The sequence below is a fragment of the Bradyrhizobium sp. CCBAU 25338 genome (genome assembly GCF_028128965.1).
Taxonomy (GTDB): Bacteria; Pseudomonadota; Alphaproteobacteria; order Rhizobiales; family Xanthobacteraceae; genus Bradyrhizobium; species Bradyrhizobium liaoningense.
This window is the reverse complement of sequence record NZ_LFKY01000035.1, coordinates 155855-170362: the sequence shown is the minus strand read 5'-3', so window position 1 is coordinate 170362 and position 14508 is coordinate 155855. Positions and strand designations below refer to the sequence as shown.

The 14508-nt window shown below is 64.0% G+C and carries 15 protein-coding genes and 1 pseudogene; 9 read left to right on the top strand and 7 right to left on the bottom strand.

Annotation, left to right across the window (positions count from 1 at the left end; translation table 11 throughout):
• Positions 1-22: 22 nt before the first annotated feature.
• Both ACM42_RS16020 and hslV read right to left on the bottom strand, forming a co-directional pair.
• Entirely contained in the window at positions 23-646 is a 624-nt protein-coding gene (locus ACM42_RS16020; protein WP_271528823.1) for a DUF2585 domain-containing protein, read from the bottom strand.
• Between the two features lie 218 nt (positions 647-864).
• Positions 865-1425 (bottom strand): ATP-dependent protease subunit HslV, encoded by a 561-nt coding sequence (gene hslV / locus ACM42_RS16015; protein WP_271528822.1) that lies wholly within the window; start codon positions 1423-1425, stop codon positions 865-867.
• 198 nt (positions 1426-1623) lie between these two features.
• Between hslV and hisB the strand changes: the two genes are divergently transcribed.
• The 8 genes from hisB (at position 1624) to ACM42_RS15975 (ending at position 6843) form a co-directional block, all read left to right on the top strand.
• The gene (gene hisB, locus ACM42_RS16010; RefSeq protein WP_271528821.1) at positions 1624-2217 is read left to right on the top strand and encodes an imidazoleglycerol-phosphate dehydratase HisB; all 594 of its coding nucleotides are present in this window, start codon (positions 1624-1626) and stop codon (positions 2215-2217) included.
• A gap of 65 nt (positions 2218-2282) precedes the next feature.
• Positions 2283-2813 (top strand): DUF2628 domain-containing protein, encoded by a 531-nt coding sequence (locus ACM42_RS16005; protein ID WP_271528819.1) that lies wholly within the window; start codon positions 2283-2285, stop codon positions 2811-2813.
• Positions 2810-3460 (top strand): imidazole glycerol phosphate synthase subunit HisH, encoded by a 651-nt coding sequence (hisH, locus tag ACM42_RS16000; protein WP_271528818.1) that lies wholly within the window; start codon positions 2810-2812, stop codon positions 3458-3460. The genes ACM42_RS16005 and hisH overlap by 4 nt, the downstream gene beginning before the upstream one ends.
• A complete protein-coding gene (gene hisA, locus ACM42_RS15995; protein WP_271528817.1) occupies positions 3457-4191 on the top strand; it encodes a 1-(5-phosphoribosyl)-5-[(5-phosphoribosylamino)methylideneamino]imidazole-4-carboxamide isomerase in 735 nt (244 codons plus the stop codon). Before hisH ends, hisA begins: the two co-directional genes overlap by 4 nt.
• A gap of 10 nt (positions 4192-4201) precedes the next feature.
• Complete coding sequence (gene hisF / locus ACM42_RS15990) at positions 4202-4975, top strand: imidazole glycerol phosphate synthase subunit HisF (RefSeq protein WP_131870592.1); 774 nt, start codon at positions 4202-4204, stop codon at positions 4973-4975.
• Between the two features lie 77 nt (positions 4976-5052).
• Complete coding sequence (locus ACM42_RS15985; protein WP_212301905.1) at positions 5053-5379, top strand: phosphoribosyl-ATP diphosphatase; 327 nt, start codon at positions 5053-5055, stop codon at positions 5377-5379.
• Positions 5380-5484: 105 nt separating this feature from the next.
• On the top strand, positions 5485-6441 hold the full coding sequence (gene coaA, locus ACM42_RS15980) for a type I pantothenate kinase (protein WP_028180741.1): 957 nt from the start codon (positions 5485-5487) through the stop codon (positions 6439-6441).
• A 105-nt stretch (positions 6442-6546) separates the two neighbouring features.
• The gene (locus ACM42_RS15975; RefSeq protein WP_271528816.1) at positions 6547-6843 is read left to right on the top strand and encodes a hypothetical protein; all 297 of its coding nucleotides are present in this window, start codon (positions 6547-6549) and stop codon (positions 6841-6843) included.
• A gap of 28 nt (positions 6844-6871) precedes the next feature.
• On the opposite strand, the gene ACM42_RS15970 is transcribed toward ACM42_RS15975, so the two are convergent.
• From ACM42_RS15970 to ACM42_RS15950, 5 genes and pseudogenes are all read right to left on the bottom strand, one after another.
• Positions 6872-7930, bottom strand: coding sequence for an AI-2E family transporter (locus ACM42_RS15970; RefSeq protein WP_271528815.1), 1059 nt, complete (start codon positions 7928-7930; stop codon positions 6872-6874).
• Between the two features lie 200 nt (positions 7931-8130).
• Positions 8131-8760 carry a histidine phosphatase family protein gene (locus ACM42_RS15965; protein WP_271528814.1) on the bottom strand — a complete coding sequence of 210 codons (630 nt, stop codon included), beginning with the start codon at positions 8758-8760 and terminating at the stop codon, positions 8131-8133.
• A gap of 57 nt (positions 8761-8817) precedes the next feature.
• A complete protein-coding gene (locus tag ACM42_RS15960; protein ID WP_271528979.1) occupies positions 8818-11085 on the bottom strand; it encodes a PAS domain-containing hybrid sensor histidine kinase/response regulator in 2268 nt (755 codons plus the stop codon).
• Positions 11086-11210: 125 nt separating this feature from the next.
• Positions 11211-11678 (bottom strand): hypothetical protein, encoded by a 468-nt coding sequence (locus ACM42_RS15955; RefSeq protein WP_028180737.1) that lies wholly within the window; start codon positions 11676-11678, stop codon positions 11211-11213.
• Between the two features lie 109 nt (positions 11679-11787).
• A pseudogene (locus ACM42_RS15950) lies at positions 11788-12696 on the bottom strand (YifB family Mg chelatase-like AAA ATPase); the annotation flags it as partial.
• A gap of 33 nt (positions 12697-12729) precedes the next feature.
• Here ACM42_RS15950 and ACM42_RS15945 point away from each other — a divergent pair.
• Complete coding sequence (locus ACM42_RS15945; protein WP_271528813.1) at positions 12730-14448, top strand: recombinase family protein; 1719 nt, start codon at positions 12730-12732, stop codon at positions 14446-14448.
• Positions 14449-14508: the final 60 nt, after the last annotated feature.

The following is a 14508-nucleotide window of genomic DNA, read 5'->3' as shown; positions in this document are numbered from 1 at the left end:
CCGGGACAAGCCGCATTTCAGGTCAGATGATCGGCGGCCCCGATTGCCATTGTTTCACGGCCTCGATCGGATGGATCAGCATCAGGATGTTGAGCGTCAGATTGTCGCGAATGTGAAGCGCCAGCATGATCTCGAAGGCGATGCCGAGCAGGACGGTCGCTGTGACCGGCAGCACGCGTGCGGCCAGGAACCCCAGGATCATGGCCAGATTATCCGAGACCGAATTGACGATGCTGTCGCCGTAATAATCCAGCGAGATCGTGCCGGCGCGGTAGCGCTCGATGATGAACGGTGAGTTCTCGACGATCTCCCAGGCTCCCTCGATCAGCATGGCGATGATCAGCCGGGCCGGCCAGGACAAGGGCAGGAACGGCAGCCGTGCGAACAGCAACCAGGTCAAGCCGTAGAACAGGAAGCCGTGCAGCACGTGCGAAAAGCTGTACCAGTCGACGATCTGCTGGGAATTTTCCGAGCTGTTCACTACCCCATGCCAGAGCTTGATGGTGCCGCAGGTGCAGATCGGCACCCGCCCCATCGCGAGCAGGATCGAGGCCTGCAGCGCCAGCAGCAGCAGCGCGATGCCGATCCAATAGGCGGAGGGGATTGCCCTGCGGATATCTCGCGTATCTTCGTGGACAAGAGTCATGGGACGCGCATCATCGCAGTGAGAAGCGATGGTGCGCAACCAGAGCGATGTTGCGCTCCCTCTCCCGCTTGCGGGAGAGGGTTGGGGAGAGGGTGCTTCCGCAATGGGACAGCCCCCAAGAGGAAAGAGCCCTCACCCGGCGCTACGCGCCGACCTCTCCCGCTTGCGGGAGAGGTGACAGCCAGTCCGGAGCTCCGCTGTTCAGCCACAGGCAAGCCCTAGCCCGTCGCCAGGCTTTCGATCGTCACATTCCGGTTGGTGTAGACGCAGATGTCGGCGGCGATGTCGAGGGAGCGGCGGACGATGGTCTCGGCGTCCTTGTCGGTGTCGAGCAGGGCCCGTGCCGCCGCAAGGGCATAGTTGCCGCCGGAGCCGATCGCCATTACCCCGGCCTCGGGCTCGAGCACGTCGCCGGTGCCTGTCAGCACCAGGGAGACGTCCTTGTCGGCGACGATCATCATGGCCTCCAGCCGCCGCAAATAGCGGTCGGTGCGCCAGTCCTTGGCGAGTTCGACCGCGGCCCGGGTCAGCTGTCCCGGATATTGCTCGAGTTTGGCTTCCAACCGCTCGAAGAGCGTGAAGGCGTCGGCGGTCGCGCCGGCAAAGCCCCCGATCACGTCGCCCTTGCCGAGCTTGCGGACCTTCTTGGCATTGGACTTGATCACGGTCTGGCCGATCGAGACCTGGCCGTCGCCGCCGACCACCACCTTGCCGCCCTTGCGGACCGTCAAGATCGTGGTGCCGTGCCAGCCCGGCGAGCTGTTCTGGGAAGCCTGCATGGATGATCCTCGTTGTCCGGCCTGATTTAGGCGGTCGGGGCAAAGGGCACAACCTGGGCACAACGGGCCGTTCCGGCCCTAGATTTCGCTCACCATAGGCGGAAGTGCTGGCCTGCCGGAGCGTTCCCGCAGTAGCGAAGGCGTCATTTGGCTGTTAAAAGACCGCCGTTTTCGGGCAAACCATAGCGAAAGCTCTCAATGCGCACCGCGACGATCAAGCGCAAGACCAAGGAAACCGATATCGAGGTCTCCGTGAACCTCGATGGCACCGGTGTGTCCAATATCGCGACCGGCATCGGCTTTTTCGACCATATGCTCGATCTCCTCGCCCGCCATTCCCGCATCGACCTCACGGTCAAGGCGGTGGGCGATCTGCACATTGATCATCACCATACCACCGAAGACACCGGCATCGCGCTCGGCCAGGCGGTCAGGCAGGCGCTCGGCAACATGGCGGGGATCACCCGCTATGCCGGCGTGCACATGCCCATGGACGAGACGCTCTCGCGCGTGGTCATCGACATCTCGGGCCGCCCATTCCTGGTGTTCAAGGTCGATTTTCCCCGCGACAAGATCGGCGAGTTCGACACCGAGCTGGTGCGCGAGTGGTTCCAGGCCTTCGCCATCAACGCCGGCGTGACTCTCCACGTCGAGACCCTATATGGCGATAACAGCCACCATATCGCCGAGTCCTGCTTCAAGGGTCTGGCGCGGGCGCTGCGGGCGGCGGTCGCGATCGATCCGAAGGCGGCGGGCGAAATCCCGTCCACCAAGGGCTCACTCGGCGGCTGACATCTTCGTCTCGGTGGCAAACGCTGCCGAGCGGCATCACTGAATTCAGAGAACGGGGCATCGTCATGCCTGTCTACACAGTTCACGCTCCCTTCCCTGGCGGAGCCGATCTGCGCGCGACCGACAAGTTCGTCTTCGTGCGCGACGGCTTCCATTTCTGGGCGATGGTCTTCGGTCCGTTCTGGCTTTTGTGGAATCGTCTGTGGCTGGCGTTGATTGGCTGGGTGCTTTTCACGGCCGCGTTCAGCGCAGGGCTGTCCAGCCTCGGTGTCGGCCGCAGCTCGATCGTCTTTGCCAATCTCGTCGTCGCGCTGCTGATGGGGTTCGAAGCCTCGAGCCTGCGCCGCTGGACGCTGTCGCGCGGCAAATGGCGGCAGCTCGACGTGGTGGTCGCCGACAACGGCGACACCGCCGAGCGCCGCTTCTTCGAGCGCTGGAGCCAGAAGCAGCACGGCATCGTCAACGATCAATGGGCCATCGATCGCGGCGGTCCGCCGCCCACCCGCAACACGCAGGGTCAGGCGTTTTCGAACCCGCCGCCAATTCCGGCCGGCGGCATCATTGGATTGTTTCCAGAACCGGGAGGGTCAAGATGAGCGTCGCCATCATCGATTACGGTTCCGGCAATCTGCATTCCGCCGCCAAGGCGTTCGAGCGCGCCGCGCGCAGTCTGGAGAGCCCGCAAAAGGTTTTCGTCACCAGCGATCCGGACCAGGCTTACAGCGCCGATCGTCTGGTGCTGCCGGGCGTCGGCGCCTTCGCCGATTGCCGGCGCGGCCTTGATGCCGTCAACGGCATGGTCGAGGCGATCACCGAGGCGGTGCGGGTCAAGGCGCGGCCCTTTTTCGGCATCTGCGTCGGCATGCAGCTGATGGCGAGCCGCGGCAAGGAACATGTCATCACCGAAGGCCTGAACTGGATCGGCGGTGACGTCGAGAAGATCACGCCACGCGATGAAAGCCTGAAGATCCCGCACATGGGCTGGAATACGCTCGACGTGCTGCAAGAACATCCGGTGCTGAACAAGCTTCCGCTCGGCCCCAAGGGCCAGCACGCTTATTTCGTGCACTCTTACCACCTCAATGCCACCAGCGAGGCGGACGTGCTCGCGCGCGCTGATTACGGCGGCCCCGTCACCGCGATCGTGGCGAAGGACACCGCCATCGGGACGCAATTCCACCCCGAGAAGAGCCAGCGTTTCGGCCTGGCCCTGATCTCGAACTTTTTACGATGGAAGCCGTGATTCTCTTTCCCGCGATCGACCTCAAGAACGGCCAGTGCGTGCGCCTCGAGCAAGGCGACATGGCGCGCGCGACCGTGTTCAACCTCAATCCGGCCGCGCAGGCGCAGAGCTTTGCCGATCAGGGCTTCGAGTATCTCCACGTCGTCGACCTCGACGGCGCCTTCGCCGGCAAGCCTGTCAACGCGCAGGCCGTCGAGGCGATGCTGAAGACCATCAAGATCCCGGTGCAGCTCGGCGGCGGCATTCGCGATCTCGCCACGGTCGAAGCCTGGCTCGACAAGGGCATCACCCGCGTCATCATCGGCACCGCCGCGGTGCGCGACCCCGAGCTGGTGAAGTCGGCCGCGAAGAAGTTTCCCGGCCGCGTCGCGGTTGGGCTCGACGCGCGTGACGGCAAGGTCGCGGTCGAAGGTTGGGCCGAGACCTCGCAGGTCACGGTGCTCGAGATCGCTCGGCGTTTCGAGGATGCCGGCGTCGCCGCCATCATCTTCACTGACATCGCGCGCGACGGCCTGCTCAAGGGCCTGAACCTCGATGCGACCATTGCGCTCGCCGAGGCCATTTCCATCCCCGTGATCGCTTCCGGCGGCCTCGCCTCGATCGAGGACGTCAAGGCGATGTTGGCGCCACGGGCGAAAAAGCTCGCCGGCGCGATCGCCGGCCGTGCGCTGTACGACGGCCGGCTCGATCCCGCCGCCGGCCTCACCTTGATCCGCAACGCGCGCGCGTAGGAGCTGGCCCATGTTCAAAGTGCGCGTGATCCCCTGCCTCGACGTCAAGGACGGCCGGGTCGTCAAGGGCGTCAACTTCGTCGATCTGCGCGATGCCGGCGATCCCGTCGAGGCCGCGATCGCCTATGACGCCGCCGGCGCCGACGAGCTCACCTTCCTCGACATCACCGCGACCCATGAGAACCGCGGCATCATGCTGGATGTGGTCCGGCGGACGGCGGAAGCCTGCTTCATGCCTGTCACCGTCGGCGGCGGCGTGCGTGAGGTCAACGACATCAAGACGCTGCTGCGCGCCGGTGCCGACAAGGTCTCGATCAACAGCGCCGCGGTGGCGCGGCGCGAGTTCGTCAAGGAAGCTGCCGAAAAATTCGGCGAGCAGTGCGTGGTGGTCGCGATCGACGCCAAGCGCGTCAAGCGCCCGGGCGGCGACCGCTGGGAGATCTTCACCCATGGCGGACGCAACTCCACCGGCATCGATGCCATCGAATATGCCCAGGAAGTGGTCGCACTCGGTGCCGGTGAAATCCTGCTCACCTCGATGGATCGCGACGGCACCAGGCAGGGCTTCGACATTCCGCTGACCCGTGCGATCGCCGACAGTATTCCCGTTCCCGTGATCGCCTCGGGCGGCGTCGGCAATCTCGACCATCTCGTCGACGGCATCCGCGACGGGCACGCCACGGCCGTGCTGGCCGCCTCGATCTTCCATTTCGGGGAATTCACCATCCGGGAAGCCAAGGAGCACATGGCGCGGCGCGGGCTGCCGATGCGCCTCGATGCCTGACGACTCCGGTTCATAAGAATGCTACATTGGCGGACGGAGATGGCCGCCGTGGTCCTGTGTGTTTCCAAGTGAGTCCGATGCCGCGTTTCACGATCCACGACCTGGCCGAGACCATCGACGCCCGCGCGGCCTCGGGTGGCGAAGCCTCCTATACCCGCAAGCTCCTCGACAAGGGCGCCGAGCATTGCGCCAAGAAGTTCGGCGAGGAAGCAGTCGAAACCGTAATCGCTGCAGTCGAAAACGATCGCGCGCATCTGATCGCTGAAGGCGCTGATCTGCTCTATCATTTCCTTGTGCTGCTCAAGGCCCGCGGCGTAAAGCTGGAAGAGGTCGAAGCCGCGCTGGACAAGCGGACGAACATGTCAGGGCTGGAAGAGAAGGCGTCGCGCAAGAGCGGCAGCTAGAGGGTTTGTGTGAGCATGATCTTTTCGGAAAACCGCTTCACACTTTTCGCTAACGCGGCCCTTCGGGTCCGGATCATGTTCTGGTGGTAACGGAAAGGCGGCGTTATGGATATCCGCGCACCCGAGCAGCAGTATAATCCGTATCGCGTCTATACGCGCGAGCAGTGGGCGCGCCTCCGCGACGATACGCCGATGACGCTGGAGCCGGGTGAATTCGACCGGCTGCGCTCGCTGCACGACCGCCTCGATCTCCAGGAAGTCGAGGACATTTATCTTCCGCTGTCGCGCCTTTTGTCGATCTATGTCGACGCCATGCAGCGCCTGTATTACGCAGAGCGCCAGTTCCTCAACATCCGCGATCGCAAGGTCCCCTACATCATCGGCGTCGCCGGCTCGGTTGCAGTCGGGAAGTCCACCACGGCACGCGTTCTTCAGGCACTGCTGGCGCGCTGGTCGCCGCGGCCGAAGGTCGAGCTGATCACCACTGACGGATTTCTCTATCCCAACGCGGTGCTCGAGCGGCACGGCATGATGCAGAAGAAGGGTTTTCCGGAGAGCTACGATCTGCCGCTGCTGCTCAGCTTCCTCTCCGACATCAAGGCCGGCCGCCGCCACGTGCGTGCGCCGGTCTATTCGCATCTGACCTACGACATCGTGCCGAACCAGTGGGCCGAGATCGACCAGCCCGACATCCTGATCGTCGAGGGCGTCAATGTTCTGCAAACCGGCAAGCTGCCGCGTGACGGCAAGGCGGTGCCTGTCGTCTCCGACTTCTTCGATTTCTCGGTCTATATCGATGCCGACGAAGCGGCGCTGCGGCAGTGGTATATCAAGCGCTTCCTGGCGCTGCGCGACACCGCATTCACCAACCCGAAATCCTACTTCAACCGCTACGCGCTGCTGTCGGACGAGGAAGCCACGGCCACCGCGATCGCGATCTGGGAACGCACCAACCTCGCCAATCTCGAGGACAACATCCTGCCGACCCGCCCCCGTGCGACGCTGATCCTGAAGAAGGGCGCCGATCACACGGTGGAGAGCGTGGCGCTCAGGCGGCTATGATGGCGCCCTGAACGAGGCGCTGGCTGGTTCGCGCGATAAGTATCTTTTGTTGCAGACCAACAATGGGTATTCCGCTATTCCTTTGGAAACGGCGGGAAAGGCACCATGGTCGATCGTCTCAGAAGCGCTGCGGAGCAACTCGAAGCGCCGATCTGTCCCGATTGCCATGTCGAGATGAAGTGGTTCCGCTCAGAGCTGCTCGCGGACGAGCCGACCCCGATCATCGCGCATCTCTTCGTGTGCCCGCATTGCAAGCGTGCGGCCAAGGTAGACACCATCTTCCGGGGAGGCCAGGCGCCGCCTGAAAGCTGTCTGCGCCGCGCTTTGTCGCCTGTGCCGCGTAATCAGACTCTTCCGGGCCGGCCAGATTCGAATTCCGGCTGGCGCTCGCGCCGCTTGTGACTCACCCGTCCGGGTGCCGGAATGACGGTCATTTCCGGGCTTCCCGTTGCGCTTTCGAGCCGATGTAAATCTGCCACGCCGTCAGAAACATCGCGGCGACGAGTGGGCCGATGACGAAGCCGTTCGCTCCAAAGGCCGCAAGGCCGCCCAGGGTGGCGATCAGCACAACATAGCTCGGCATTTGGATAGACTGGCCGACCAGGATCGGGCGGAGAAAGTTGTCCGCAAGGCCGATCACGAATGTCCCGAAGGCGAGCAGGATGATGCCCTTCGTGACTGAGCCTGCGACAAGCAAATAGAGTGCGATCGGAACCCAGACCAGCGCGGAGCCGAGCACGGGCAGGAGTGAAAGCAGCGCCATGAGGGCGCCCGCCAGCAGGGGCGCAGTCAAGCCGAGCAGCCAGAAAATCAGCCCGCCAAGCGCCCCCTGAATCAGGGCGACGAGCACGATCCCCTTGATCGTCCCGCGAACGGCGAGCGTGAACGCATTCAAAATCTCGGCGGTATAGCTCGGGTGCAGCGGGAGCGCGTCACGGATGCGTGCGTTGAGCTCGTCACCGTCGCGCAGCAGGAAAAACAGCAGGTAGAGCATCACGAGCAAGCTCGCGACGAACTCCAGCGTCAACTGACCGATGTTGAGCGCATGTCCGGCGATCTGTTGTCCGGCCGGAACGACCAGTCCCGACAGGCGCTCCTTCAGGGCCGAAAGATCGATACTGGCCAGGCGATCCGAAATGGAACCAGCCCAGTCGGGCAGCGCGGACCTCAGCTGCTGCAGGGGATGCGCGAAACTGATCTCTCCGTTCTGGACGCGCTGATAAAGCTCGCCACCCTGATCTATGAGCGAAGCGATGACGATCGCCACGGGGATCAGGACCATGACGATCACGACGACGACAGTGAACAATGCGGCAACGTTGTCCCTTCCCGGGAGGGTTTCCAGGGCGCGCCGATAGAGGGGTGCGAAGATGATGGCCAGCAGGATGGCCCACAATAATGCGCCGAAGAATGGCCAAAGCACCCACGCGAACGCAATGGAGATCGCGGCGAGCAAGATGAGGAATGAGCGGTCTTCTGATGTTCTCACGTATTTGCCAGCCTTTCAGTCGCTCGTCATAAGACGTCCGTATCACAACAACGTGGCGGAGCGGCAAGTTGTGCCGAGCCAATCGCTGCGCCACGTCGCGGCAGCGCTCTGACAGTTCGCCGGAACGTCGTTACGCGATCAGAGCTGAGAAAGACTGGACTTTCCCTCGCGCCGGCAGTCCCGGCCGGAGGCCAGGGCCCTCACCTGCCAGCTTTCGCGTTCCAGTCCGCAAGCTTGATGCGCCCCGCGAAGGTGGCGGGGCCGGAGCTGTTGGCCTTGTAGACGAAGGCCTCGCCTTCCTGCACGTCGCCGGCCTCCTTGCCGAAGGCATCGGCGATGTTCGTCTTGTGGGTGACCAGAAACGTGTTGGTGCCCGCCTTCGGCGGCGCATCGACGAGCTGACGCACAGCCTGCCCGGCCTTTACATTGGCACCGGTCGGGTTTGCCATTCCCGACGCGCTGGCGTTGCTGCTGTCCGTGAGCGCATCGACCGGCTTGACCTCGCGGCCGGAGATCAGCTTGCCGGCCTCGACCGCGCGGTTCAGCCTGCTGGTGTAGACGTTGCCGATCGGGATCGCCTGCTCCCTGATCGCTGCCCCGATCTGGCGCGCCATGTCCCTGCCCTTGTCGCTGAGCTGACGCTGGGCGCTCATGTCGTCGAACTTGAACGGGTAGACGTCCTTCTGGCTGTCGTCGGTCGCGGTGTGCCGGAAGATCAGGACGTAACCGCCTTGCTTCAAAGAGGAGATGAGTTCCGGCGTATCGGCTGCGGCGTGCCGGGAGATTCCAGCGAGGAGAGCAATAAGTGCGAGGCGGCAAAGCACGTTCATGCGCAAAATCCTCTTTGCAAATGCCCCCGAGGATGGTGACGCGCAACGCGCTCGATTTCAATTAGCGATTGCCGGCGGGAATCGGGTTCCCGTGAGATCCGGGACTGCCAGATGCCGGGATGCGGCCAGCCCGGCCAGCGCCTCGTCCAGCTTCTCCCGGTCGAGCGGCTTGACCAGAAATCCGTTCATGCCCGCCTCGAAGCAGGCATGGCGATCCTCCGCCAGCGTGTTGGCGGTGAGCGCCAGGATCGGCGTGTGCCGACCGCCCGTGGCAGCCTCTTGCGCGCGGATGCGTTTTGTCGCCTCGATGCCGTCGAGCTGCGGCATCTGGATGTCCATCAGCACGAGATCGTAGGGCGTGCCGGCGGATGAGGCGGCGAGCCAGGATTCCAGCGCGGCCTCGCCATGGACGACGATGACGACGTGGTGACCGAGCTTGGTCAGCAGCGAGCGCATCAACAATGCGTTGATCTCGTTGTCCTCGGCGATAAGGATCGACAGGCCCTTCGCCGGCGCTGGGCTGGTGGATGCCGCCGGCGGCTCCGGCGCGAGATCGGGCGAGGCGACCTCCGGCGTCAGGGCGAGGCGCGCGGCGAGCGAGGCCGCCCGCAGCGGCCTCATCAGAAAGCCGGTGAAGGCCGGCGACACCTTCTCGTGGCGCGAGCTCGACGTCAGCAGCACGAGCCGCTGCAAGGCATGTGCGCGGGCCGCGTCACCCAGGTGGTCGGCAATGGTAGGGCCGATCGCACGATCGATCAGCACCGCGTGCCACGAGCGCTCCGGCAACAGTGCTTCGGCGACCGCCGCATCCGCAATGAGGCAGATCTGGCCGCCCCAGCGCGCGAGACGCCGCGCGATCAACGAGGCCTCGATGCCGTCGGCGACGAGGAGCATCGACTTGCCGGTGAGATCGGGGCTCGGAAATGCCGTCTGCCCGGCGCCGGCCTGCGACGGCGGCAGCGGCACCGCGACCTCGAAGGTCGAGCCCCTGCCCGGCTCGCTCGTGAGCGTGATCCGGCCGCCCATGCGCTTGACGATGCGTTCGCTGATGGCAAGGCCGAGCCCGGTGCCGCCATAGGTGCGGGCAACGCGCTCGTCGGCCTGCTCGAACTCGCGGAAGATGCGCTGCTGGGCTTCGGCGGCGATGCCGACGCCGGTATCGCGGACCAGGAAGCTGATCTCGTTTGGCCAGATGCCGGGCTCGACGATCAGCGCGACGCCGCCGCCCGCGGTGAACTTGATGGCGTTGCCAGCGAGGTTGAGCAGCACCTGGCGCAGCCGCGCGGCGTCGCCGACCACCTCGAGCGGCAGGCGCTCGTCGACATAGGCGGCGATCTCGAGCGTCTTCGCCTGCGCGCGCGGCGCGAGCAGCTCGGTGATCTCCTCGACCAGGGTCGAAAGCGCGAAGGGACGTTGATCGAGGTCGAGCTTGCCGGCCTCGATCTTGGAATAGTCCAGCAATTCCTCGATCAGCGCCATCAAGGCTTCGCCCGAGGTTTTCACCGCCCTGGCATAGGTCGCCTGCTCCGGCGTCAGCGTGGTGTCGAGCAGGAGGCCGCCCATGCCGATGATGCCGTTGAGCGGCGTGCGGATCTCGTGCGAGGCCATCGCGAGGAAGCGCGATTTGGCGCGGTTGGCGGCATCGGCCTGGTCGCGCGCGTCGGACAATGCGCGTTCGGTCTCGGTGCGGTCGGTGACGTCGCGTCCCACGCTCTGCAGTTCGGCTGGCTGTCCGGCATCGAGCCGGACATAGCCCTCGCGCCAGGCGATCCAGCGCGTGCCGAGCGGGGTTGCGATCTTCTGGTCGTGGATGCGCGTGCCGTTGCTCTCGCGGGCGCTGTCGCCCTGCTCCAGCACGTCGAAATCGAAACGCGTGCCGACAAGTGCGCTGCGCGCCTGTCCTGCGAGCGCGCAATAGGCCTCGTTGGCAAAGGTGATGCGGCCCTCCGTGTCGCGCAGCACGATGAGGTCGCCCTGCTGTTCGAACAGGCTGCGGGCGCGTTCTTCCGCTTCCTTCAGCTCCCAATTGCGGTCGATCAACGCCTCGTTGTGAGCGGCGAGCGTGCGTAGGCGCTTGCCCACGAGGCGCAGGCGCATGCTCAGCGTCGCAAGGCCGAGGCAGGCGAGCGCGAACAGGAAGCTCGCACCGATCGCAAAGGCGTGGGGATCGTAGCCGGAATTCTCCGAGCGGCTGCCGGACACGAAACCATAGGCGCCGCCGAAGGTCGCCGAGAAGATCATGAAGGAGCGGATCGCGAAGGCAATGCGGGGGTGCTGCCGCTTGAAGCGGCGCATGCGCACCTTGATCCGGAACGTCCGACCCATCGCCACCGACCCGACTCTCTTGCTCGAAACCTGTGTTCGCCGGCTGCCACGATGTCGCGCCGACCTTGCGAACAGTTTGCGGCCTGGGCCCCGCCTTCCGACAGGGTTGACGGGATGTTAACGGCTCAGAGCGAGGCGGCCTGGAGCTGGCGGTGGCCGCCGCGGGCGCCGACGATCAGCGCGGCAGCCTCGCGCTGCGAGAACGTCTTCGAGCGCACATAGATGCGGTAATCCGCCGGTCCTTCGCTGGAGAGATAGACCACCGGCCCGCCGTCGACGGGCTGTGCGGCAATCGAGATCAGCCGTGTCGAGGGGGTGAGCTCGCAGGAGTCCGGCTCGGAGCCGAGACCGTCGTCCACCACCGTGAAGTCCGCGGCGTCCGCGTCATCGGTGATCTGGACCCGCACCGTGGCCTGCGCGGGATCGTCGGTGAAGGCGACATGCACGTTGGCGGTCCAGAACAGGGATGTGAGCTCGACCGTCGTGTCGCTGAGCGCGATGCAGGGGTGCGAGACCGATCCGATCTCGGCACGGGCGAACACCGCAGCCGCCAGCAGGGGAACAACCGAGGCCAGGATCTTGAAACGCAACATGACACTCTACTCGCCGGGCCCTTCTGGAACTCACAACCGAAACTCGCGGGCCGTATGGTTTGCAGAGCGTAAAGGAAACTCGTTACCGCCGGGTTGATGCGCGACGCGATCACGCCATCTGCCGCACATCCTCCGCGAGTGCGCGGTAGGACAGCGCTTCGGCGAGGTGCAGCCGGCCGATCTTGTCCGCGTTGTCGAGGTCGGCCAGCGTGCGCGCCACCCGCAGCACGCGGTGATAGCCGCGCGCCGACAGCCGCATGGTCTCGGCGGCATCCCGCAACAGCTTGGCGCCTTGCGCATCCGGTTTTGCGATCTCCTCCAGCACCGAGGCGGGCGCCTCGGCATTGGTGCGGACCTTTGGCAGGCCAGCATCCGCATAGCGCGCGAGCTGGATGTCGCGCGCCGCCGCCACGCGTGCGGCGACCTCGGCCGATCCCTCCGCCGGCGGGGGCAGGATCAGGTCCGCCGCGGTCACGGCCGGCACCTCGATGCGCAGATCGATGCGGTCCATGAGGGGACCCGAGATGCGCGCCTGGTAGTCGCCGGTGCAGCGGTCGATGCGGCCGCGCTTGCAGGCATAGCCAGGCTCGAACGCATTGCCGCAGCGGCAGGGATTCATCGCCGCGACCAGCATGAAGCGGGCAGGGTAGGTGACGCGGTGATTGGCGCGCGACACCGCGACCTCGCCGTTCTCCAGCGGCTGGCGCAGCGAATCCAGCACGCGCGGATCGAACTCCGGCAGCTCGTCGAGGAACAGCACGCCCTGATGCGCCAGCGAGATCTCGCCGGGCTTGGCGCGCACGCCGCCGCCGGTGAGCGCGGCCATGCTGGCGGAATGATGCGGCGCGCGGAACGGTCGCCGCGCCGTCAGCGCGCCGCCCTCGATCTCGCCGGCCACCGACGCGATCATCGAGACCTCGAGCAGCTCGCCCGGCGACAGTGGCGGCAGGATCGAGGGCAGGCGCGCCGCCAGCATCGATTTGCCGGCGCCGGGCGCGCCGATCATGAGGATATGGTGGACAATTAAATTACTAAATAGTAATAATTGCAGATGGTTGTAGCTCATCCATCTTCGCGCCCGAAAGCCTTCTCCTACGTCCGAATGTCCACCGACCTTCAGCTGAAGGGCGATAGCCTTCGCCGTCAGCGTGAAGCCTCCCGGAAATACGCCGAAAGGCACGGCTTAGAGTTGGTCGAGGACGATCGTTGGCATGACATCGGTGTCTCGGCCTACTCCGGCAAAAACATCGCTTCAGGAAGGTTCGGGGAGTTCCTGGAGGCTGTTCGGGCGGGCGAGATCGAGAGGGGCTCGTACCTGCTTCTCGAATCGTTTGACCGGATGAGCCGACAGGAGCCGATGGTCGCGCTGAAGCCGTTCATGGAGATCGTCGAGGCAGGCTTGATTCTGGTCACTCTGGACGATGAGCGCGTCTTCACGGGCAAGATCAGTTTTGAGGACCTAATTATTTCGATCGCCAAGATGAGCCGAGCGAACGAGGAATCGGCCCGCAAAAGCGATCGCTTGTCCCAAGCCTGGAAGGCAAAGCGGGCTGTAATCGGGCAGAAAAAGCTCACAGCAAGGTGCCCAAGCTGGCTGCGCCTGACACCGGATCGCATGGGATTTGAGGTAGTGGAGGACCATGCCGCAGTGGTCCGCAGAATTTTCGATGAGGCTGCATCGGGACTCGGGACTTTCACAATCGTTCGGCGCTTGAACGAAGAAAACGTCCCGACCTTCACCGGCAAAGGCGGATGGCAGAACTCGACCGTCAACAAGATATTGAGTAGCGCAGCGGCGATCGGAACATTCCAGCCCAACCGGATGGAAGGCGGGAAGCGGACTCCCGACGGTGATCCCATCCTCAACTACTTCCCGCGCATTGTGACCCAGTCGGTTTTCGAGGCAGCCCAGCGCGGCCGGCTGGAGCGAAAGACAAAGCCTGAGTCTGGCCGGAAGGGTAGCGGTGGACCCAAGGGCAAGAATTTCACCAATCTGTTTTCGAAGTTGGCGGTCTGCGACTACTGCGGCAAGCCAATGCACTATCAAAACAAAGGCACCCCGCCCAAAGGGCAGTCGTACCTCGTATGCTCTAATGCACTCCGGAATGTCGGATGCGAAATGACCGGCCGCTGGCGCTATGATCAGCTTGAGTCGACGTTCCTGTCGTTCGTCGAGCAGCTTGATTTGGCATCGCTGGTCCAATCAAGCGAGCACTCGACCAAGAGAAGCGAACTGGCTTTCCAGATCGAAGCCGTCGAAGGCAGGATTAAGCTCATTCAGGATGAACTTCGACGTGCGTTCGAGACCAGCATGAAAATGGCTGAGTTCAATAGCGAATTTCTGGCTGACAGAATCAGAAAGGGCGAGCAGGAGCTGGCTGAAGCAAAGAAGGTGGAGCAGCAATTGCGCCACGAGATTGCGATCCTCGATCAGACGGCATTGACGTATTACCGGCACCCCGACCAGGTTGCGGGGTTGATCGAGCGTGTGAGGGCCGCCAGAGGTGGGGATGTCTACAAGCTCCGCGCTCAGATCGCATCGAGGCTGCAATCGTTGATCAGCGAGTTGCGCCTGACGGTGGACCCGGACACTCAACGCTTTGAGGTGATCTTCCGCGATGGTCAGAGCATGACACTGTTTGTTGATCCTGAAGACCCGGCTAAGTTCATTCAGAAAGTCAGTGGGAAGGCGCCGGATTTCAACGTGCTTGCCGCAGATGGCACTGTCTTCCAACTACCGGCCGACGAGCCAGCGGTGGACGGGAAATAAAGAATCCCAAACAGGTCACTCAGGGAGGTAATCTTTCCTCAACGGCGAATTGCCGGCTTG